This window comes from Nocardia sp. IFM 10818 (assembly GCF_054655275.1).
Map to the genome: position 1 here is coordinate 7,451,557 of NZ_BAAHJH010000001.1, position 21,874 is coordinate 7,473,430.

Below are 21,874 nucleotides of genomic sequence, written 5' to 3' on the forward strand. Positions count from 1 at the left end.
ATGTACCCCGGCGGCTCAGGTGTCCGATTAGTGCCGGTGGAGCGAACGCCCGGTGAACCCGGTGGGCCGGAAACTCAGGAGATTCACAAACGAAGTCGTTTTGCTTGGCTCATCACTCGTGGCACACTGGCCACATGACCGGCGCTGTTGCTAAACGATTCACGAGCAGCGCGCACTTGGGGAGACAATGAAGGCCCAACGGGTCAGATTCTTGGTGAAGAACCGATCGGTAACGGGTCGGGACCGCCGGCCGATCCACGTTCTGGACCACGAGGAGTTGAAAGTATGAGCATCTCTGCGACGGGACAATCCGAGCCTGCCACCGGCTCGGACACCGCCTTGGAATCGGACGCTGCAGTGCCTGCGGAGACGGCCCTGCCCGAGGAGACCGCGCTGCCCTCCGAGGTCGAAATCGACAAGCTGCGCAAGGAAATCGACAAGCTCGACGCCGAGATCCTCGCCGCCATCAAGCGCCGCACCGAGGTGTCGCGCATCATCGGCCGCACGCGCATGGCCAATGGCGGCCCCAAGCTGGTGCACTCTCGGGAGATGAAGGTGCTGGAGCGCTTCAGCGAGCTGGGACAGGAGGGTCACACCCTCGCCATGCTGCTGCTCCGCCTCGGCCGCGGGCGCCTCGGCCACTAGCCGCATTCGGCTCGGCCACCCACTGCGTTTCGGAGACCGCCCCGGGTGTATCCACCCCCGGGGCGGTTCTTCGCATCTGCGCTCAGGGCAGCGCGATGTACTTGGTGTTCAGGTACTCCTCGATGCCCTCGAAGCCGCCTTCGCGGCCGAATCCGGATTGCTTCACGCCGCCGAAGGGCGCGGCCGGATCGGAGATGACGCCGCGATTGACGCCGACCATGCCGGTCTCCAGGCCCTCGGCAATGCGCAGGGCGCGATCCAGGCTCTTGGTGAAGAGATATGCGACCAGGCCGAATTCGGTGTCGTTGGCGGCGGCGAGGCCCTCTTCCTCGGTATCGAAGCCGACAATGGGGGCGACCGGGCCGAAGACCTCCTCGCGCAGGATACGGGCCTGTGGCGGGATATCGGTGAGCACGGTGGCCGGGTAGTACCAGCCGGGACCGCCGGGCGCCTTGCCGCCCAGCTTCACCTGCGCCCCGGCGGCGACGGCGTCGTCCACGAGTTCGCTGACGGTGTCGAGCTGGTTCTCGTTGATGAGCGGGCCGAGGGTGGTTGCCGGATCGGTGCCCGCGCCGAGCTTGTACTCGGCCATGGCGGCAACCAGCTTTTCGGTGAATTCCTCGCGAACCGAGTTCTGCACGTGGAAGCGGTTGGCGGCGGTGCAGGCCTCGCCGCCATTGCGCAGTTTGGCCAGCACGGCGCCCTGCACGGCGGCGTCGATATCGGCGTCGTCGAAAACCACGAAGGGTGCGTTGCCGCCCAATTCCATGGAGGTGCGCAGCAATCCGTGCGCGGAGCTCTCCACCAGCTTCTTGCCGACGGGGGTGGAGCCGGTGAAGGTGAGCTTGCGCAGCCGCGGATCGGTGAGCAGCGGTGCGGTGGCGGCGCCGGAGCGGCTGGTGGTGATGACCGACAGCACGCCGTCGGGCAGCCCGGCCTCGCTGCACAGCTTGGCCAGCAGCAGCATGGTCAGCGGGGTCTCGCCCGCGGGCTTCACGATCATGGTGCAGCCCGCCGCCAGCGCGGGCCCGATCTTGCGGGTGCCCATGGCCAGCGGGAAGTTCCACGGGGTGATGGCCAGGCAGGGGCCGACGGGCTGCTTGTGCACCAGGATGCGGCCGGTGCCCGCGGGCGCGGGCTGGTAGCGGCCGTGGATGCGGGCGGCCTCCTCGCTGAACCAGCGGAAGAACTCCGCGCCGTATTTCACCTCGTTGCGACTCTCGGGCAGGGCCTTGCCCATTTCGAGGGTCATGAGGAGCGCGAACTCCTCGGCGCGGGCGGTAATGGCTTCGAAGACGGCGCGCAGGATCTCGCCGCGCTGCCGGGCCGGGGTGGCCGCCCAGTCGGCTTGGGCCGCGACGGCCGCGTCGAGGGCGCGCACGGCGTCGGCGGGGGTGGCATCGGCGACATTCGCGATCACCGCGCCGGTGGCCGGATTGTGCACCGGGAAGGTGGCGCCGCCCGCGGCGTCCACCGGTCCGCCGATCCAGAGTTGTGTGGGAATGGACTCGAGTAGTTCGGTTTCGGACACCATGCGATCCAGCCTAGGCCGCTGGTCCGGGGCTTTCGGCGGTCCGGGCGAATCCGGCAGGGGGCTGTGGGCTTGCCGGGAAGTACCGGCTGTTACCTGCGCGTCGGATCCGGGGGTTGTAACCTCGGCGGACGTGAGCAGCGACATCACCGCATCGGCGGCCTGGCGGAAACTGCACGACCATCATGCGTCCATCGCCGGACGCCATCTGCGGGAATTCTTCGCCGAGGACCCGGAGCGCGGGCGCGAACTGACCGTCCGGGTGGCGGATCTGCACATCGACTACTCCAAGCACCGGGTCACCCGCGAGACCTTGGATCTGCTGGTGGAATTGGCGGAGACCGCGGGTGTGGCGCGGCAGCGCGACGCCATGTTCGCGGGCGCGCACATCAATACCTCCGAGGACCGCGCGGTCGAGCATGTGGCGCTGCGCGCGCCCGCCGGCCGGACCGTCATGGTCGACGGTGTGGACGCGGGCGCGCAGGTGCACGAGGTGCTCGATCGCATGGGCGAGTTCACCGATGCGCTGCGGTCCGGGCAGTGGCGCGGCGCGACCGGCGAGCGCATCAGCACGGTGGTGAACATCGGCATCGGCGGCTCGGATCTGGGTCCGGCCATGGTGTATCTGGCCCTGCGGCACTACGCCGATGCCGGCATCTCGGCGCGGTTCGTCTCGAATGTCGATCCGGCGGACCTGGTTTCGAAGCTCGATGGCCTGGATCCGGCGACCACGCTGTTCATCGTCGCCTCCAAGACCTTCTCCACGCTGGAGACGCTCACCAATGCGACGGCAGCCCGCCGCTGGCTGGTGGCGGCGCTCGGTGAGGACGCGGTCGCCAAGCATTTCGTGGCGGTCTCCACCCATGAGCAGCGCGTCGCGGCCTTCGGTATCGACACCGCCAATATGTTCGGCTTCTGGGATTGGGTCGGCGGCCGCTATTCGGTGGATTCCGCCATCGGCCTGTCGGTCATGGCGGTCGTCGGCAAGCGGCGTTTCGCCGAGTTCCTCGACGGAATGCACCGGGTGGACGAACATTTCAGGTCCGCGCCGCTGGCGGAGAACGGCCCGGCCCTGCTCGGCCTGCTCGGCGTCTGGTATTCGAACTTCTTCGGCGCCCAGTCCCGCGCCGTGCTCCCGTATTCCAATGACCTGGCCCGCTTCCCGGCCTATCTGCAGCAGCTGACCATGGAGTCGAACGGCAAATCCGTTCGCGCGGACGGCACTCCGGTGACCGCCACCACCGGCGAGATATTCTGGGGCGAGCCCGGCACCAATGGCCAGCACGCCTTCTACCAGCTGCTGCACCAGGGCACCGTGCTGGTCCCCGCCGATTTCATCGGCTTCGCCCGCCCCACCGATGATCTCCCCACCATCGACGGCACCGGCAGCATGCACGACATCCTCATGAGCAACCTGTTCGCCCAGACCAAGGTGCTCGCCTTCGGCAAGACGGCCGAGGAGATCGCCGCGGAGGGTACGGCCCCGAATCTGGTGCCGCACAAGGTGATGCCCGGAAATCGCCCCTCCACCACCATCCTCGCCCCCCAGCTCACCCCCTCGGTGCTGGGCCAGCTCATCGCCCTCTACGAGCACATCGTCTTCACCGAAGGCGCCATCTGGGGCATCGACAGCTTCGACCAGTGGGGCGTCGAACTCGGCAAACAACAGGCCCTCGCCCTGGAGCCCCTGCTCACCGCGGCGGAAGACCCTGCCCCCCAGGCGGATTCGTCCACCGACGCCCTCATCCGCTGGTACCGCGCCAACCGCTGAATTCCGGCGCGGCGCCGGCCCGGCTCAGGCGAGGCTGAGCCGGGCCAGTTCGATGCGGTTGCTGACCCCCAGTTTGGGGAAGGCCCGGTAGAGGTGGTGGCCAACGGTTTTGGGGCTGAGGAACAGCTGGGCGGCGATCTCCTTGTTGGTGGCGCCGGCGGCGGCCAGGCGGACCACCTGGAGTTCCTGGGGCGTCAGGCGGGCGGCGATATCGGTTTCGGGTTCGGGTACGGCGCCTTCGCCCGCGGCGCGGAGTTCGACGCGGGCGTGGTCGGCCCAGGGTTGGGCGCCGAGGCGGTCGAAGGTCTCGAGGGCTCGGCGCAGATGGACGCGGGATTCGGTGGTCCGGCGTTCGCGGCGCAGCCATTCGCCGTAGCTGAGGGCGGTGCGGGCGTGGTCGTACCAGCGATCGGCGGCGGCGTGTGCGGTCAGGGCGCGGGCCAGCAGGTCGCCGTCGGCGCGCAGCAGGCCCTGGCAACGCAGCATGAGCCCGTCGGCCCAGGGGGTGTCCAGAGCCGTTGCCCACTCCTGGATTTCGGCCATGGCGGCGGCGGCCCGATCGGGGCGGCGCGCCCGCACCGCGGCTTCGACCAGATCCGAGAGCAGGTCGGTCCAGTGGCCGCGGGCCTGGGCGGGACGCTGGTACAGGCTCTCGAGGCGGGCGAGGGCCTGCTCGTAGCGCCCCAGACCCAGATCGCAAAGGCCCAGCGCCCATTCGGAATTGCCGACGTCGATGGCATTGTGGTCACCGTGCGTGCGGCCGGGCGCGAAGTGCAGCGTACGTTCGGCCAGGGCGCGGCATTCGGCTTCGTCGCCCTGTACGGCGGCGACCAGCGCCAGGATCGATTCCGCGCCGGCAACCCGGTTGGGCTGTCCGATATCGGTGGCGATGCGGACCGTCTGGGTCGCGATCACCTTGGCTTCGCGCATATTGCCGAGGACGAATTGCACATTGGCCAGGGTGGCGTCGACGGCCGGGAGCCAGCCGATCATGCCGCGTTCGCGGACCAGATCGGAGAGCTCGGTGAGCCGTTCCCGGGCTATCGGCATATCGCCGATGAGGGCCGAGTGCAGTGCGAAACCCAGTCGCAGCGAGATCATTTCGAGTGGGACATGGCGGCTGAACTCGACGGTGCCGCGAATGGTGGCGATGCCCGCGGCGAGCTTGCCGTCGCACAGGTCCAGCGGCCCGCGCAGCGCGGACAGCAGCGGGCGGGTGGCGTCGTCCAGCGGCAGCGCCTCCAGGCGGGCGAAGGTCGAGCGCACGCTGCCGAGGTCGCCGCTGGTCCAGGCGATGCGCCCGGCTTCGATCAAAAGCTGTGCGGCCCGAGTGGTTTCGATATCGGTGACGGGCACGGCCGCCTCCAGCATGAGCTGGTGCGCCCGGCGCAGCGAGCCGTGCTCGAATTCGATCAGCGCCCGGGTGCCGGTGACGCGGGCGCGTTCGACCGGTCCGAGGGCGAATTGCTCGGCCGCTTCGGCCAGGCGCAGCGCCCGCTCGGTGTGACCCGCCTCGGTCGCGGTTTCCACCGCCAGCACCAGCCGGCGGGCGCGCAGGTCCGGATCGGGGGTGAGCCGGGCGGCGCGTTCCAGGGCGGCGGCGGCCGAGGCGTGCCCGGTGCGTTCGCGGGCCTGCTGGGCTGCGGCCTCCAGGGCGGCGGCGACGGTTTCGTCGGGTTCGGTGCTGGCGGCGGCGAGATGCCAGGCGCTGCGGGCCGGATCGCCGGCGAGCACCGCGGCCAGCTCCGCGTGCACCGCGAGCCGCTGGGTGAAGGTGGCGCCGTGATAGGCGGCCGAGCGCTGCAGCGGATGCCGGAAGGTCACCGTCTGGCCGGCGATCACCACCATGCCCGATTGCTCGGCCGCGGCGAGCGCCTCGGCGGTGTGGCCGAGCCGTTGCAGGACCAGCAGCGCGATGCCGAGGTCGCCGGTCTCCTCCGCGGCCACCACGAGCATGGCCATCCGCGCGGATTCGGACTGCTCGGCGATCTGCCGTTCGTAGCCGCTGCGTAGCCGCAGGGGCAGCGGCAGCGGTTCGGCCGGTGAGGATTCCTGGCCCATGCACGGGAACTCCAGCAGCGCCAAGGGGTTTCCGGCGGCCTCGGCGAGCACCCGTTCACGCTGGTCCGGACTGAGACCGGGCCAGCGTTCGGCGAGCAGCGCGGTGGCGGCGGCGCAGTCCAGCGGCGCCAGCCGCATCCCGGGCAGCCCGCTGTGCTCGAAGCCCTTGCGCCCGGCGAAGAGCATGACGATGCCTTCGGCCCCGAGCCGGCGCGCGGCGAAGCGCAGCGCATCGGCGGAGGGCCGGTCCAGCCACTGGGCATCGTCGATGAGACAGAGCACGGGCCCGTCCGCGGAGAGTTCGGCGAGCAGGTTGAGCGTGGCGACGCCGATGAGGAAGCGGTCGGCGCCATCGCTGGCGCACAGGCCCAGCGCACCGCCGAGCGCACCGTATTGCGGTGCGGGCAGCGCGTCGAGCCGGTCCAGCGCCGAGCTCAGCAGCTGATGCAGACCCGCGAAGGGTAGCTCGGATTCACTCTCGACCCCGGAACAACGCAGCACCCGCCAGCCGTTTCCGGCCTGTTCCTCGGCGGAAAGCAGCAGGGCGGATTTGCCTTCGCCCGCCTCGGCGGTAATCGCCAAGGCGCCGCTGCGTCCCCGTTGCGCGGCCCGGAGCAGGGTTCCGATCTGCTGCACTTCGTTCGCACGACCGTACAGCACACGCGTTAACTTATGCGCCGGGCAGCGCATCGGCAAAACGGGTTCGATAGCCGCACCGGGTCAGCGTGTGCGACGACACAGCACGTCAGCGTGTATGACGGCACAACACGTCATAGGCCCGCACCGCGTCCTCGGGAAAGACCAGGATCCGGAACCGCTCCCGGCTCCGCCGCCGGCGCCGGGCACGATCGCGTCCGGTGGTGGCCCTGACGCCGTAAGCGTGCAGCAGCTGCCGTACCGTGTGCGCGGCCGGTTCGTCGAACACGGTGGCCGCCGGAACCAGCAGACCGTATTCGCCCGCCCCCGGCTCCCGCCGCAACCAGCCCCTCATGCCTGTCTCCCCGTGCCCTGCTTGGTCTTCAGCATGTCGAGCTGGGCCCGCTCCTCGGCATGGTGCTGCGCTGCCAGCGCCGCCTGTTCGGCGGCCGGGTCGGCGCGCAGGAAGCTGCCCGTTCCGGGTTTGCCCGCGGAGCCGAGGCGGTTCATTTTCTTCGGGACCGCGGCGCCTTGGTATTCCAGGGGGATCGGGTGGCCGTGCTCGTCCACCGGTCCCAGTGACTGGTGCACCTCGATGTACTCGCCGTGCGGGAGGCGCTTGATGATGCCGGTTTCGATGCCGTGCTCGAGCACCGCGCGATCGCTGCGCTGCAGGCCGAGGCAGAAGCGGTAGGCGAGGAAGTAGGCCACCGGCGGCAGTACCAGCGCCCCGATGCGGAAGCCCCAGGTGGTGGCGTTGAGGGAGATATTGAATTGCAGGGAGATGATGTCGTTGACGCAGGCCAGGGTGAGTACCAGGTACAGGGTGAGGGCCATGGCGCCGAGGGCGGTGCGCACCGGCACGTCGCGCGGCCGCTGCAGCAGGTTGTGGTGGGCGGTGTCCTTGGTCAGCCGCTTCTCGATCCACGGGTAGACCACGATGACCGCCAGGAACAGGCCCATGAGCAGGGCCACCCAGGTCGATGCGGGCACGGTGTAGTTGCCGATGTAGATCTCCCACGGCGGCATGAGCCGCGCCAGGCCGTCGGTCCACATCATGTAGAAGTCGGGCTGGGAGCCGGCCGAGACCTGGGACGGGTTGTAGGGACCCAGATTCCAGATGGGATTGATCTGGAACAGCCCGCCCAGGAGCGCGATGGTGCCCAGCGTGAACGCGAAGAAGGCGCCCTGGTCGAGAGAGAACACCGGAACGATGCGCGCCCCCACCACATTCCGCTCGGTGCGCGCCGGTCCGGGGAACTGGGTGTGCTTCTGATACCAGACCAGCCCGATGTGCGCCGCGATCAAGGCCAGCATGATCCCGGGGAACAGCAGCACATGGGTGATGTAGAGCCGCGGCAGGATGATGGTGCCGGGGAAGTCGCCGCCGAACATGAGCCAGTGCAGCCAGGTGCCGATCACCGGGATTCCCATGGTGATTCCGGAGAAGGCCGCCCGCAGTCCGGTGCCGGAGAGCAGGTCGTCGGGCAGCGAGTAGCCGAAGAACCCCTCGAACATGGCCAGGATGAGCAGCAGCGCGCCGAGCACCCAGGTGCCCTCGCGGGGTTTGCGGAACGCGCCGGTGAAGAAGATCCGCAGCATGTGCGCGATGATCGAGGCCGCGAACATGAGCGCGGCCCAGTGGTGCACCTGCCGCACGAACAGGCCGCCGCGCACTTCGAAGGAGATGTTCAGCGCCGTCTCGTAGGCGCGGGACATGGTCACCCCGCGCAGTGGCTGATACGCGCCCTGATAGACGACCTCGCTCATGGACGGGTCGAAATACAGCGTCAGGTACACCCCGGACAGCAGCAGGATGATGAAGCTGTAGAGCGCGATCTCCCCGAGCAGGAACGACCAGTGCGTCGGAAAGACCTTGTTGATGGATCGTTTGACACCGGCAGCCAGGTGATACCTCTGGTCGGTGGCGTCGGCCAGGGCCATCGTCATCCTCCTTGCGGATCGAGCGCAGGCGAAGACCTGCTGACCCCTAGACAATTCGGACCGATGAAACGTGACACCCGGTCCCGAACGATCGCCCTGATGTGAGAAACGGAACAGACGCGCGACCCATGTCCAGGATCGGTCTGAATCACGTTGGCGCTCATGTTGTACGGCCGAGCTGAGGAGCTGCGCCGCATCGGCGCGCTGTTCGAGGCCGCCGCGTCCGGGCGCAGCGCGGCCATGGTGATCGTCGGCGATGCCGGTGAGGGCAAGACGGCGCTGCTGGACGCCGCCGCCGCGCTGCCGTCCGCGCCCGGGCAGATCCTGCGCTGCGCCGGGGTGGAATCGGAATCGGAACTGCCCTTCGCCGGGCTGCAATCGCTGCTGCGCCCGGTACTGGATCGGATGGACGCGCTGCCCGACGCGCACCGGCAGGCGCTGCGCGCCGCGTTCGGCCTGTCCGCCGAGGCCGCGGCCGACCGTTTCACGGTGGGGCTGGCGACAATCTCGCTGCTGGCCGAGCTCGCCGCGACCGGGACGACGCTGTGCCTGATCGATGACGCGCAATGGCTGGACCGCTCCTCCGCCGATGCCCTGCGCTTCGCCGCGCACCGCCTCGGGGAGGAGTCGGCGGTGCTGCTGTTCGGCACGCGCCCGGAGATGACCGGCCCGGACCCGCGCCGGGTCGGTCCGGTGGCGCCGCAGCTGCGGCTGACGCCGCTGAGCGCCGACGATTCCCGGGCGCTGCTGTGCGACCGGTTCCCGGAACTGCCCCAGGAAATGCGGGACCGGGTGCTGGCCGCGGCGGCCGGAAATCCGCTGGCCGTCGTGGAATTGCCGCGCATGGACCTGCAGTGCGCGGTCGGCCCCCTTCCGATTCCGGAGCGGCTGCGCTCGGGCTATGCGGAGCATATTGCCGCACAGCCGGATTCGGCGCGCTGGGCGCTGCTGGTCACGGCCGCGGAGGAGACCGGGAATGTGGCGGTGGTGCGCGCGGCGCTGGCCCGCCTGGATCAGGGCGAGGAGGCGCTGACCGCGGCCGTGGACTCGTGCATGATCACGATTTCCGGGTCGACGGTGGCCTTCCGGCATCCGCTCAAACGCGCCGCCGCCTATCAGCTCGCCCCGTTCACCCAGCGTCTCGCGGCGCACGCGGCCATTGCCGAGGCGCTCGGCGAGGACGATCCGGACCGCCGCGCCTGGCATCTGGCCTTCGCGACCCCGGTGCCGGAGGAAAGGGTCGCCGCCGCACTGGAGGCCGCGGCCGAGCGCGCCTATCACCGGGCCGCGTACGGCGCGGCCGCCTCCGCCCTCGAGCGCGCCGCCCGGCTCACCCCGGACCGGTTCCGCCAGGCCCGCCGCCTGACCCGCGCCGCGGCGTCGCTGTTCGTGGCCGGGCGGCCGGAGCAGGCCATTGCCGTGGCCGATCGCATCGACACCACCGCCCTCGATACCGCCGATCGGGCGCGCCTGCGAAATCTGCGCGCCCACATCGCCTTCGAGAACGGCGCTCTCGCCACCGCCTACGAATCGTGGCTGGCCACCGCGGCGGAACTCGCCGAGGCGGATCCCGAGCGCGCCGCCCTGGCGCTCATGGACGCCGCCCGCGCGGCGTGGACGGTGGGCGATCTGGCGGGCGCGCAGCTGGCGCACGAACGCCTTTCCGCACTGGCCCTGGATGATTCGTGGGCGCCGCTGCTGGCGGCGGTGGAGGGCCCGAACCGGCTCTACGCCATGGAGCTGGACGCCGGGGTGCGGTTGATTCGCGGTGGCGTCGCCGCCGCGCGCGGCACCTCCGATCCCGCGGCCCGGTTCCTGCTGGCGCTGCTGTGCGCGCTGGCCGGCGATACCGAGGACGCCAACGACCTGCTGACCGACGTGGCCGCCGAATACGGGCGGCTCGGCATGGTGGGCCGGCTGCCCGCCGTGCACGCCTCCCGCGCCACCATGCAGCTGCTGCTCGGTCATTTCCGGGAGGCGCGGGCCACCGGCTTGGAGGCGCTGCGGATCGCCGAGAGCACCGCGCAGCCGAATCGGGTGCGGCAGGCCGAATCCGTGCTCGCGGTGCTGGCCGCCCTGCGCGGTGACGAGGAGTGCTGCCGGGCCCTGTCCGACCGGTTGCTGCGACGGGCCCGCCCGGATGTGAACACCGTCGACGCCGCGCACGGCGAATGGGCGCTGCTGCTGCTGGATCTCGCGCAGGGCCGTTACGAGGCCGCGGTGCATCGCGGTGAGGCGCTCGGCTACAGCCCGCACCGGCCGCTGGGCCAGTGGCCGCACCTGCTGGCGGATCGGGTGGAGGCCGCGCTGCGGCTGCGGGAACCCGAGCGCGCGGCCGAACCGCTCGATATCCTGCGCCGCTACACCGAGGCCGCCGGAAATCCATGGATGCGCGGGCTGCTGCTGCGCTGCGAGGCCCAGCTCGCCGGTGACGCCGAACTCTTCGAGCAGGCGCTGAAGGTGCACGCCGCCGCGCACCGCCGCTTCGATCACGCCAGAACCGAACTGCTGTACGGCGAATGGCTGCGCCGCGAGCGCCGGCAGCTGGATGCCCGCACCCGGCTCGAATCGGCGGCGGCCACCTTCGAATGCCTGGGCGCGCAACCCTGGTCGGAACGCGCACGAGCCGAATTGCGTGCGGCGGGCGGTGATCAGCGCCGCCCCGCCGAGACACCGCCGGGCCCGGAGGGTGCCGCGGGCCACTCGCCTACCGGATCCGTCGACCCGATGAACCTGCTCACACCGCAGGAACTCCAGGTGGTCCGCCTGGCCGCCGGGGGCGCGACCAATAACGAGATCGGCGCGCAGCTGTGCCTGAGCCCGAAAACCGTGGGCCACCACCTATATCGGGCTTTTCCCAAACTGGGCGTCAAGAGCCGAGTCGAACTGGCTCGGCTCGCGATCGGCGATGTGGCCTGATGACCCAGGTCACAAGGGATTTCCGCGCCGCCGATCCGGGCCGCTAAGTTCGAACGATGCTGTACGGCCGGTTGGAGGAAGAGCGGCGGATCAGCAGTCTGATGTCCGGCGCCGCCGCGGGACACAGTGGTGCGCTGGCGATCATCGCGGGTGCGGGCGAAGGGAAGTCCGCGTTGCTGGAGCGCGCGGCGGAGCTGGCGGACCCGGCGTGGCGGGTGCTGCGCTGCACGGGTGTGGAGTGCCCGACCGAGCTGCCCTTCTCGGGGCTGCGGGAGTTGCTGGCCCCGGTCCTGCAGCACAAGGACGTGCTGCCGGATCCGCAGCGCCGGGCGCTGTGCGTCGCGCTCGGCATGGAGGAGACCGCCGAGCACGCCGAGCGCTTCCTGATCGGCCTGGCGACGCTGACGCTGTTGTCGGAGTTCTCGGCCGAGGGCCCGGTGGTGTGCCTCGTCGATGACGCGCAGTGGCTGGATCAGCCCTCCGCCGACGCCCTGCTCTTCGCCGCCCGCCGCCTCGGCGACGAGGGTCTCGTCATGCTGTTCGCGGGCCGCCCGGATTTCGAGGCGCCCGGGGTGCCGCGGCTGCAGCCCGCCCCGCTCGCGCCCAACGAGGCGAGAGCCCTGCTGGCGGAGCGGATTCCGGAGCTGCCCCTGGAGCTCCGGGATCGGGTGGTGGCCGAATCCGCGGGCAATCCGCTGGCCCTGCTGGAACTGCCGGGCATGAATCTGGAGGCCCCACCGGTGGGCCCGCTCGATCTGCCGGATCGGCTGCGGTCGGGGTATCAGGGCCATATCGCCGACCTGCCGGAGCCGGCCCGGCTGGCGCTGCTGGTGGCCGCGGCCGACGAAACCGGCGATCTGGGACTGGTGCTGCGGGTGCTGGCCGCGCTCGGCCACGACGCGCGCGCCCTGGCGGAGGCCGAACGCGCCGCCATGCTGAGCGTTTCGGGGCAGAACGTGTGGTTCCGGCATCCGCTCATGCGCGCGGCCGCCTATCGCAGCGCCACCGACGCCCAGCGCCGCGCCGTGCACGCCGCCATTGCCGACACCCTGCTCTTCGATCCGGACCGCCGCGCCTGGCATCGCGCCGCCGCGGCCACCGAACCGGATGAAACCGTCGCGGCCGCACTGGAATCCGCCGCCGAACGGGCGGGCGAGCGCACCGGCCACGGCGCCGCCGCCAGCGCCTGGGAACGCGCCGCGCAGCTCACCCCGGACCGGTCCGAGCGGGCGCGGCGGCTGGTGCACGCCCTCGAGAACGCCGCGGCCGCCGGGCAGTACGCGCGCGCCCGGCGCCTGGCCGCCGAGGGCAGGCGGCTCGGTGAGCGCCTGGCCGCCGAGGACGGGCAGCACAGCACCGAACGGCTGTACTGCGCCCGCACCTGCGCGGTGCTGGCGACGATCGAATTGGAGAACGGCGCACCGGAGGCGGCGCACCGGCTGCTGCTCGACGCGGCGGCGCTCGCGGCGCCGAAGGAACCCGACCGGGCCGCCGTCCTGTTGCTGGACGCGGGCCGGATCGCCTGGGCCATCGGCGATGTGGACACGTTCCGGACCGCGCTCACCGCGCTCGCGGAGCTGCCGCCCAGCACCGACCGCGATATCTATCTGCGGATCTTCGCGGCCACCATGGCCCTGTTCGCCGACGATCCGACCGCGGGCATCGCGCTGCTGCGGCGGAATGTGGCCCTGCCGGAGTACATCCGGCATCGCGAACCCGCGGTCCGGTTCGTCCTGGCCACCCAGTCCCTCGTGCTGGGCGATATGGATATCAGCCGGGAGATCCTCACCGAGCTCGAGGAGTACTGCCGGACCCGGGGGCGGCCGGGGTTCCTGGCTGCAGTCGAATTGTGGCTGGGCACGGTGGAATTCATCAGCGGCCGGTTCCGGGAGGCGGAGATCCTCTCCACCGAGGGCCGCCGCCTCGCCGAGCATATCGATCAGCCGGTGCGCATCATGCACGCCGACGCCAATCTCGCCATGCTGGCCGCTGTCGCCGGTGACGACGAGCGGTGCCTGCGGCTGGTCCGCGACGGACTCTCGCGACCGGGGCACACCCTGGTCCATCGGCGCTACTTCGACTGGGCGCTCGGCATGCTGGATCTGGGCCGCAGGCGCTATGGCGCGGCGCTGGAGCATCTGGAGGCGCTGGAGCATTCGCCCGCCAACCGGCACGCGCAATGGCTGGCGGCCTATGCGGATTGGGTGGAGGCCGCCGTCCGCAACAATGAACCCGGCCGCGCCGAGCCGGCGCTGGCGGAGTTGCGACTGTGGTCGGACGCGCTGGGCGAGCCGTGGGCCGAAGCGCTGCTGCTGCGGGCCACGGCCCTGCTCGGCAACGATCCCGGATCCTACGCGCGGGCCATGGAATTGCATGCCCGCCAAGGTCGTTGGTTCGACCGGGCGCGCACCGGCCTGCTCTACGGCGAGCAGCTGCGCCGGGAGCGGCGCACCGCCGACGCCCGCGCCGAACTGCGCGACGCCCTGATCACCTTCGAGCGGCTGGGCGCGCACCTGTGGGCGGGCCGGGCGCGGGAGGAATTGCGGGCCGCGGGCGCGGTCCCGGAGAGCCGGCCCGAACCGGCGGCGGCGCTCAGCCCGCAGGAGCTGCAGGTGGTGCGGCTGGCGGCGACCGGCGCGACCAACAAGGAGATCGCGGCCCGGCTGTTCCTCAGCCCGAAGACGGTGGGCCACCATCTGTCCCGGGCCTTCCGCAAGCTGGGCGTGTCGAGCCGGGTGGAGCTGCCCCGCCTCGAACTCGACTGAGCCGGGCCGTATTCGGTGCGGTCTAGGAGGTCAGCAGGCCGAGCAGCCCCGGCACCTTCCGATAGGTCCGCACCGGCCGCCCGCTGACGTACTCCTTGTAGCGCACGGCCCGCGAGCCGGTCAGCACGAACCGGCGGGGCCGGGCGTCCTGGTGCACGTATTGGATCACCGCATCCCGGCGGCCGAGGCTGACCGGCTGGTGAAAGTACCCGAACCGGAACGGTTTCGGCTCCAGCCCGCGCAGTTCCCGCGCGATCTGGTCGGCGGCGTGCGCGCCCGCCGGGAGCGCGCTCTGGCAGGTGCCGTGCAACTGGCCCCAGCGCTGCCGGATGGCGGCGGCGTCGCCGATCGCGTAGATGTCCGGATGGGTGCGGGCCCGCAGCGTGGGATCGACGGTGACCAGACCCCGCTCGTCCGTGCCGATTCCGGAGTCGGCCGCCAGCTCCGGCACCCGCACCCCGCCGGTCCACACCGTGACATCGGAGCCCAGCGGTTCGCCCCCGTCCAGTTCCACCGCGACCGGTGAGACCTTGGTGACGGAGCCGTCGTGCACCGTGATCCCCAGCCGGTCGAAGGCGGCCCGCACGTGCCCGCGCGCCCGCGGCCCGAGCATCGCCGCCGGCTCGCCCCGGCTCACCAGCGAAACCCGCAGGTGCGGGTAGGCTTCCGCGATCTCGGTGGCCCCTTCCACCCCGGTCAGCCCGCCGCCGCAGACCGTCACGGTCGCGCCCGCCCCGAGTTCGCCGAGCCGGTGCGCCAGCCGTTCGGCGCGCTGCGGCGAGTCCAGCGTGTGCGCGTACCGTTCGGCGCCCGGCACCGCGCGGGTGTCGGCCATGCTGCCCAGTGCGTACACCAGCACGTCGTAATCGAGATGCCGTTTCTGGCCCAGGGTCTCCACGGCGATCATCCGCGTCTCGGTGTCGATGACGGTGGCCGTACCGCAGATGAATTCGATCGCCGTGGGTTCGAGCAGGTCCTCGATCCGGTGCTCCGCCGGCCGCCGCCCCGCCGCCAGTTGATGGGTCCGCAGCCGCTCGGTGAATCTCGGCGACGGGTTCACCAGCGTGATGTGCACATCGTCGCGATGGCGCAGCCGCCGGTCCAGTCGCAGCGCACACATCATGCCCGCGTAGCCGCCGCCGAGTACGACGATGTGGTGCTGAATCATGCGAAGAACGCTATGGACCCGGGCCCGGCCGGGGTATCGGGCATATGCCCCCATTTCTGGTGCCGGTAGTTCCCGGGTCCGTGACCCGGCTCACGGGGAGCCGCAGTGGCTCAGTGCGCGAGGCCGAGCGCGACGGTGCCCGCGGCGGTGGCGAGGAAGAAGATCGGGAAGGCGATATTGTGCAGCACCCCGGTCTGGATGTGCCGCGCCACGGCGAGCACGTAGAACAGCGTGAATCCGGCCGCGGCCGCGATCCCCAGCGCCGGCCACCACAGCAGCCCGGCAATGATTCCGATCGATCCGGCGGCCTTGATGGTGGCCAGCAGCGGCAGCAGCGGCCGCGGCACCCGCACCTCGTCCATATTCCGCAGCACGACCGGATGCTCGGCGTAGTTGGCCACGGCCTCGGCGGTATTGATCAGGACGGTGATCGCGGCAACGACGACATAGGCGACGAACATGACAATCTCTCGGTTGGCTTCCGGCGGTGGTCCCGCCCTCGATTCCAGCCTTGCCGACGCCGCCGACCGCCACCAATACCTGCTTGCATAACCAGCGGTTATGAATCCGGCAGCAGATCCGCGAGCGCCTCGTCGAGGGTCGGATAACGGAACCGGAATCCGGCCGGGCCCAATACCTCCGAGGTGGCGTGGCGGCCGGTCAGCCCGAGCGCCGGATCGGTACGCAGGACTATCGCGCCGAGCGCCAGCACGGGCGCGGGGGTGGGCGGCGACCACGGCCGGTGCAAGCGGCGGCGCAACGCGGTCATGAGCTCGGCATTGCGGACCGGGAAATCGGTGGCGGCCACCACGATTCCGTTCGGCAGCGTGACCCGCGGATCCAGCCCCAGGGCGGCGCGCACAATGGCCAGCCAGTCTTCGAGGTGAATCCAGCTGACCCACTGACGGCCATTGCCCACACTGCCGCCCAGGCCCGCTTTGGTGAGGGCGACCAGCCGCTTCAGGGCGGGAGCATCGGGGTCCAGCACGATCGAGGTGCGCAGGATGGTGCGATGCGTGGCATTCGCGCCCTCGAAGGCCTCTTCCCAGGGCCGCGCGACCCCGGTCATCTGCGGCAGCCCCGGCCGGGGCAGCGGAGTGCTCTCGGTGCAGCGGGTTTCACCGGCATCGCCCCAGATGGCGGTGGTACTGGCCTGCACCCAGTAGTCCAGCGGCCGGTCCAGCGTCTTGGCCGCGGCCACCAGGGCAGCGGTCGAATCGACCCGGCTGCTGCGCAGTTCGGCGATATTGCGCTCGGTGGGCCGGCAGTCGACCAGCTTGCCCGCCAGGTTGATCAGCGCGGTGCGACCGGGATTGCGCAGAGCGGCAACCCAGTCACCAACCGATTTGCCATCCCATTCGTACTGCTCGTAGGGCAGGGCGGGATCGATGCGACGGGTGAGAATGCCGACCCGATGCCCACGGCGGGCCAGATCGGCGGCGAGAATCCGGCCCAGCGCGCCGGTGCCGCCCGCGATGACCACCGTGAGCCCGTCCTCGCTCGGCTGCGGCCACTGGCCGGACGTCGTTGCACGAGACATACGACCACGCTATTACCGCCGGACACGCGGGCAAAGGGCGGGCTCGATCGCAATGGTTCTTGTCGCTGGCAACCACGGGACTTCATAGTTAGGGTAGCCTCCGCTCACGCACAGCGGTGCGGTGCGAGCTATCCGAATTGTCGAGAGGGTCCGATTGTGACGGCGACCAGACGTCAAATACTGCGAGCCGGTGCGGGATTGGGTGCCATGCTGTTGCTCGCCGCCTGCGCCAAGGATTCCTCCGGCGGCGGCACGCTGCGGGTCGGGGCGCTGGGGCGGGTGTCCAAGCTCGAGCAGGATCCGCACGCCAATATCCCCAACGACAGCGACTTCCTGATCATCTCGCTGGTCTACGACGCGCTGACGGTGCCGGGCGCCGATCCGAATGTGGCTGCGCGCCTGGCCTCTTCGTGGGAGTCCAATCCGGAGCAGACGCGCTGGACCTTCACTCTCGCCGACGGGGCCCGCTTCCACGACGGGTCCCCGGTGACCGCAGACGATGTGGTGTGGTCGCTGCGGCGGCTGCGCGAGATCGGCGGCGAATCCAAGATGCCGGTGGCCGAGCCGGAGGACATCGCCGCCGACGGCGCGAACAAGGTCGTGCTGAGCCTGGCCGCGCCCAACACCCAGATTCCGCTGCTCACCCGGTTGATGACCTTCACCGTCAAACAGGGCACCACGGACTTCACCCAGGCGATCGGCACCGGGCCGTTCAAGCTCGAGTCCTACCGGCAGGGCAATGCCCGCCTGGTGCGCAATGACGACTGGCACGGGCCCAAGGCCAAGCTGGACGCCATCGAGGTGACGCTGTTCGAAAGCGTCGACGCGCTCTCCAACGCGGTCATCGGCGGGCAGATCGATCTGGCCTCCAATGTGGGCGCGATCGCGGGCCGCACCGCCGAGGGCCGCGGCGGCCTGCAGGTGGTCCGCCGCCCCAACGACACCGCGCTGTCGCTGGCCATGCGCACCGCCGACGGCCCGTTCGCCGACGCCCGGGTGCGCGAGGCGCTGCGGCTGGCGGTGGACCGCGACGCCCTGGTCACGCAGGTCTATTCCGGTTACGGCGAAGTCTCCAATGACATCATGGGCACCGGAGATCCCCGCTACGACAAGACGATTCCGCAGCGCAAGCGCGATCTGGATCGCGCCCGCGCCCTGCTGGCGCAGGCCGGCTTCGACACCGGCCGCACCTACGAGCTGATCACCAAGGCCGAGGCGCCCGGCGAGGTGGAGTCGGCCAAGCTCATTGCCGCACAGGCTCGCGAAGCCGGAATGCAACTGGAAGTGGTTGTCCAGGAATCGAATACGTTCTACGACCGCACCTGGCTGAACGCCCCGCTCTACACGGTGTCCTGGGGCACCAATGATTCCACGCTGTTCTACGCGTCCAAGCTCATGGTGTCCTCCAGCGGCCGCAATGAAACCGCCTTCCGCGACCCGGAATTCGACGCCAAGACCGCCGCCGCCCTGGCCGCGGGCAATGACGCGGACCTCACCGCCGCCTGCAAGGCCCTGCAGCGCATCCAGTACGACCGCGGCGGGTACCTGGTGTGGGGCATGGGCGACGGTATCGACGTGGCCTCCTCCCGTGTCCGCGATCTGCCCACGCTGGGCGGATTCGGCCGCATGCAGCTGGAACGGACCTGGTTGGCGTGATCGGGTTCGCGGGACTGGTGGCGCGGCGGCTGGCCTTGCTGGTCACGCTGCTGGCCCTGGTGTTCGCCGCGGTCGCCCTGCTCCCGGGCGACGCGGCGCGCGCCGCCCTCGGCCGCAATGCCGATCCGGAACTGCTCGCCGCCAAACGCCGTGAGCTCGGCCTGGATCGGCCGCTGCCGGTGCGCTTCTGGGACTGGATCTCCGGCGTGGCGACCGGCGACTTCGGCGTCACCGCCACCGGGCGCTCGGTCAACGATCTGCTGACGGCCGCCGCCCCCGCGACGCTGCTGCTCGGCGGCATCGCCTTCACGCTCACCGTCATCGCGTCGCTCGCGGCCGGAATGGTCTGGGCGGCACGGCCTTCCGGCATCGCGGCGCGCCTCCTGCAGCCCGTCACCACCACGGTGGTGGCACTCCCCGAATTCGTGGTCGCCGCCCTGCTGATCGCGGTGTTCGCGGTGGCCACCGGCTGGCTGCCGGCGGTGACCGTGGTGGACTCATCCGGCTATCCGGCCAGTGCCGACATGCTGGTCCTTCCCGTGCTCGCCCTGGCGCTGCCCCAGATCGGCTGGAATACCCGGGTGATTCGCAGCGCACTGGCCGATGCAGCCCGCACGCCGCATGTCGAGCACGCGCAACTGGCCGGGCTGTCCCCGGTCCGGATCATGCTGCGCCACATCACGCCCGTTGCCCTGCCGACCATCGCGGCCTCCTTCGCGACAACCATCGGCATGATCCTGGGCGGCGCGCTGGTGGTCGAAACCCTCTTCAACTACCCGGGGCTCGGGGCGCTGCTGGCGGGTTCGGTGTCCGAGCGCGATACCGCCGTCGCTGCCGCCGTCACCGCGGTCACCGGCGCCGTCATCATGGCCGTGCTGCTCGTCGCCGACGCGATCCGCAATTGGTCGGTGCGCGGCATCCGGAACCGGGAGCCGGGATGGCGAGGACCAGTCCGGTCCACGCCGCCGATGGTGCGCGGCGATCTGAACGGAGCACCGGCCGGCGTGGGCGCGACGGCCGATTCCACCGCGCCACCCGGCGATCGGACCCGCCGATGACTCGACTGTGGTGGCGGGCCCTGCCCGCGGTGGCAGTGATCCTGCCGGCATTGGCCGGCCCCTGGCTGGCCGGGCGCGATCCCGGGGCCGGGGTGGGCCTGCCGTTCGCGCAGCCGAGCGCCGCCGCCTGGCTGGGAACCGACCGGCTGGGGCGCGATGTGTTCACGCAATTGCTGCACGGCGGGTGGGGATTGATCGTGCTGGCAGCGGTCATCGCACTCGTGGTCACGGTGCCGTCGAGCGTGCTCGGCGCGGTGTCGGCCCTGCGGCCGAGGGCCGGGATCGTGGTCGAGCGCTGCGCCGATCTGGCGGTGCTGCTGCCGCCGGTACTGGGCGTGCTGCTGGTCATGCTCTCCTGGCCGGAGTCGGGTGTGCTCGGCGTGATCGCGGTCGCGGTGCTGTTCGGGATTCCTTACTGCACCAGGGTTTTCACCGCGGCCGCTGCGGGCGTGGCGGCCACCGGCTATGTCGAGGCGGCACGGGTGAGCGGAGAATCCACCACGCACATCGTGTTCCGCGAAATGTTGCCCAATATGCGGGAATTGTGTTTCGCCCAGCTGGGGTTGCGATTCGTGGTGGGCATCTATGTGGTCTCCGCCGCCGCCTTCCTACAATTGCCCGGCAGCCTGGGCGCGGCCAATTGGGCGATCATGGTGCGCGAGAACGCCTCCGGCATGCTGCTCAACCCGTGGGCGGTGCTGGCTCCGAGCCTGGCCATCGCCGTTGTCGCGGTCGGCGTGAACGTCACCGCATCCGCCGTGGGCCGCCTCGGCGCCCCGGCCGCCCGCCGGACGCAGGAGCCTCGTCCATGATCGAGATCACCGACCTCGCCGTCACCGCGCCGGGCGGAGCCGCGCTCTTGCAACCGATCTCGCTGCGCGCCCGTCCCGGCACGCTGACCGCACTCACCGGCCCCTCCGGGTGCGGCAAGTCCACCTTGCTGCGCGCGCTGCTGGGCCACGTGCCCGCGGCGGCGGTCGTCTCGGGCTCGGTGCGGGTGGGAGACCACAGTCCCTTGACCCTGAATCCCCAGGCGCTGCGCGCCTTCCGGCGGCACCACATCACCTACACCGGCCAGGACCCCGCCGCCGCGCTCAACCCCACCATGCGGGTCCGCGCCCTGCTCACCGAATGCGCCGAACCGGCGCACGCCGAACAGGCCCTGGCCGCCGTCGAGCTCCCCGATTCCTACCTGCGCCGCCGCCCCGCCGAACTCTCCGGCGGCGAACAGCGCCGGGTCGCCCTGGCGCGCGCCCTGGCCCGCCGCACCCCCGTGCTCATCCTCGACGAGCCCTTCGCGGGCCTGCACGGCCGCCTGCAACGCTCGATCGCGCGGCTGCTGCGCACCATGGTCACCGAGGACGGAACGACTCTCATCGTCTCGGGCCACCATCACGACATACTCCACGAAATCGCCGACGAGGTCCGCGCACTCGGCTCGTCGACAACGCCCTCGCCTTCACCCTCGCCCTCGCCTTCGTCATCACCCTCGTCATTCCGGGAGTCGCCGGAAGCAGTGCTGACCGTGGCCGATCTACGGGTCATCCGGGACCGCCGGGCAGTGCTCGAAGGCATCGATCTGGCCGTCGACGCCGGGGAAGCGATTGCCGTCGTCGGCCCGTCCGGTGCGGGCAAATCGACCTTGGCGCGCGCCATTGTCGGATTGCAGCGCACCGCGGGCGGATCCGTCGAGATCGCCGGGCGTGCGGGCTTCGTACCGCAGGACAGCACGGGTTCGCTGAATCCCCGTCGCACGGTCGCCCAGACGCTGCGCAAGGCCCCGGATGTGGCCGCGGCGCTGCGGACCGTCGAGCTGGATCCCGAACTCGCCCAGCGGTATCCGCACGAGCTCTCCGGCGGGCAGCGGCAGCGCGTGGCCCTCGCGCGCGCCCTCACCACGAATCCGGCGCTGCTGGTCTGCGACGAGATCACCTCGGCGCTGGACCCCGCCACGGCCGAGGCCATCATGGCCCTGCTCGACCGCCTCCGCCGCGAGCACGGTCTCGCCCTCCTGGTGATCAGCCACGACATGGGCCTGGTCGCGCGCTACTGCACCGGCATGTCGGTGCTGGAATCCGGCCGGATCGTCGAATCCGGCTCCGTCACCGACCTTCTGGACGCCCCGCAGCACGACGCGACCCTGGCGCTGATCGGCTAGCGATCTACTTCACATTCAATCC

The 21,874-nt window shown here is 70.6% G+C and carries 15 protein-coding genes; 8 read left to right on the forward strand and 7 right to left on the reverse strand.

The features are described 5' to 3' along the window. The first annotated feature begins 285 nt into the window (after window positions 1-285). Window positions 286-645, forward strand: coding sequence for a chorismate mutase (locus ACYQ5L_RS34760; protein WP_379196589.1), 360 nt, complete (start codon window positions 286-288; stop codon window positions 643-645). A gap of 82 nt (window positions 646-727) precedes the next feature. Here ACYQ5L_RS34760 and ACYQ5L_RS34765 read toward each other — a convergent pair whose 3' ends face one another. Continuing rightward, window positions 728-2,179 carry an NAD-dependent succinate-semialdehyde dehydrogenase gene (locus tag ACYQ5L_RS34765; protein ID WP_459962435.1) on the reverse strand — a complete coding sequence of 484 codons (1,452 nt, stop codon included), beginning with the start codon at window positions 2,177-2,179 and terminating at the stop codon, window positions 728-730. Between the two features lie 130 nt (window positions 2,180-2,309). Here ACYQ5L_RS34765 and pgi point away from each other — a divergent pair, with 130 nt between their 5' ends. Further along, a complete protein-coding gene (pgi, locus tag ACYQ5L_RS34770; RefSeq protein WP_459962436.1) occupies window positions 2,310-3,947 on the forward strand; it encodes a glucose-6-phosphate isomerase in 1,638 nt (545 codons plus the stop codon). A gap of 24 nt (window positions 3,948-3,971) precedes the next feature. Here pgi and ACYQ5L_RS34775 read toward each other — a convergent pair whose 3' ends face one another. The 3 genes from ACYQ5L_RS34775 to qcrB form a co-directional block, all read right to left on the reverse strand. Next, window positions 3,972-6,668, reverse strand: a complete 2,697-nt coding sequence (locus ACYQ5L_RS34775) for a helix-turn-helix transcriptional regulator (RefSeq protein WP_459962437.1) — start codon at window positions 6,666-6,668, stop codon at window positions 3,972-3,974. 85 nt (window positions 6,669-6,753) lie between these two features. Continuing rightward, window positions 6,754-6,999, reverse strand: coding sequence for a hypothetical protein (locus ACYQ5L_RS34780; protein WP_459962438.1), 246 nt, complete (start codon window positions 6,997-6,999; stop codon window positions 6,754-6,756). Beyond that, on the reverse strand, window positions 6,996-8,588 hold the full coding sequence (gene qcrB, locus ACYQ5L_RS34785; protein WP_459962439.1) for a cytochrome bc1 complex cytochrome b subunit: 1,593 nt from the start codon (window positions 8,586-8,588) through the stop codon (window positions 6,996-6,998). Before qcrB ends, ACYQ5L_RS34780 begins: the two co-directional genes overlap by 4 nt. A gap of 162 nt (window positions 8,589-8,750) precedes the next feature. On the opposite strand from qcrB, the gene ACYQ5L_RS34790 reads away from it, so the two are divergent. Then, complete coding sequence (locus tag ACYQ5L_RS34790; protein WP_459962440.1) at window positions 8,751-11,507, forward strand: helix-turn-helix transcriptional regulator; 2,757 nt, start codon at window positions 8,751-8,753, stop codon at window positions 11,505-11,507. Window positions 11,508-11,563: 56 nt separating this feature from the next. Beyond that, window positions 11,564-14,272, forward strand: coding sequence for a LuxR C-terminal-related transcriptional regulator (locus ACYQ5L_RS34795; RefSeq protein ID WP_459962441.1), 2,709 nt, complete (start codon window positions 11,564-11,566; stop codon window positions 14,270-14,272). A 22-nt stretch (window positions 14,273-14,294) separates the two neighbouring features. Here ACYQ5L_RS34795 and ACYQ5L_RS34800 read toward each other — a convergent pair whose 3' ends face one another. The 3 genes from ACYQ5L_RS34800 to ACYQ5L_RS34810 all read right to left on the reverse strand — a co-directional run bounded on the left by ACYQ5L_RS34800 (window position 14,295) and on the right by ACYQ5L_RS34810 (window position 16,980). Then, entirely contained in the window at window positions 14,295-15,440 is a 1,146-nt protein-coding gene (locus ACYQ5L_RS34800; protein WP_459962442.1) for an NAD(P)/FAD-dependent oxidoreductase, read from the reverse strand. Between the two features lie 110 nt (window positions 15,441-15,550). Continuing rightward, on the reverse strand, window positions 15,551-15,901 hold the full coding sequence (locus ACYQ5L_RS34805) for a DoxX family protein (RefSeq protein ID WP_459962443.1): 351 nt from the start codon (window positions 15,899-15,901) through the stop codon (window positions 15,551-15,553). 98 nt (window positions 15,902-15,999) lie between these two features. Next, window positions 16,000-16,980: an epimerase gene (locus ACYQ5L_RS34810; protein WP_459962444.1), complete on the reverse strand. Its 981-nt coding sequence runs from the start codon at window positions 16,978-16,980 to the stop codon at window positions 16,000-16,002. Between the two features lie 207 nt (window positions 16,981-17,187). Here ACYQ5L_RS34810 and ACYQ5L_RS34815 point away from each other — a divergent pair, with 207 nt between their 5' ends. From ACYQ5L_RS34815 to ACYQ5L_RS34830, 4 genes are read left to right on the forward strand one after another with little or no spacing between them, the layout of a single operon-like run. After that, window positions 17,188-18,636, forward strand: a complete 1,449-nt coding sequence (locus tag ACYQ5L_RS34815; protein WP_459962445.1) for an ABC transporter substrate-binding protein — start codon at window positions 17,188-17,190, stop codon at window positions 18,634-18,636. Beyond that, window positions 18,633-19,694: an ABC transporter permease gene (locus ACYQ5L_RS34820; protein WP_459962447.1), complete on the forward strand. Its 1,062-nt coding sequence runs from the start codon at window positions 18,633-18,635 to the stop codon at window positions 19,692-19,694. Before ACYQ5L_RS34815 ends, ACYQ5L_RS34820 begins: the two co-directional genes overlap by 4 nt. Next, complete coding sequence (locus ACYQ5L_RS34825; protein ID WP_459962448.1) at window positions 19,691-20,506, forward strand: ABC transporter permease; 816 nt, start codon at window positions 19,691-19,693, stop codon at window positions 20,504-20,506. The genes ACYQ5L_RS34820 and ACYQ5L_RS34825 overlap by 4 nt, the downstream gene beginning before the upstream one ends. Then, entirely contained in the window at window positions 20,503-21,852 is a 1,350-nt protein-coding gene (locus tag ACYQ5L_RS34830) for an ABC transporter ATP-binding protein (RefSeq protein ID WP_459962450.1), read from the forward strand. Before ACYQ5L_RS34825 ends, ACYQ5L_RS34830 begins: the two co-directional genes overlap by 4 nt. The last annotated feature ends 22 nt before the right edge of the window (window positions 21,853-21,874 follow it).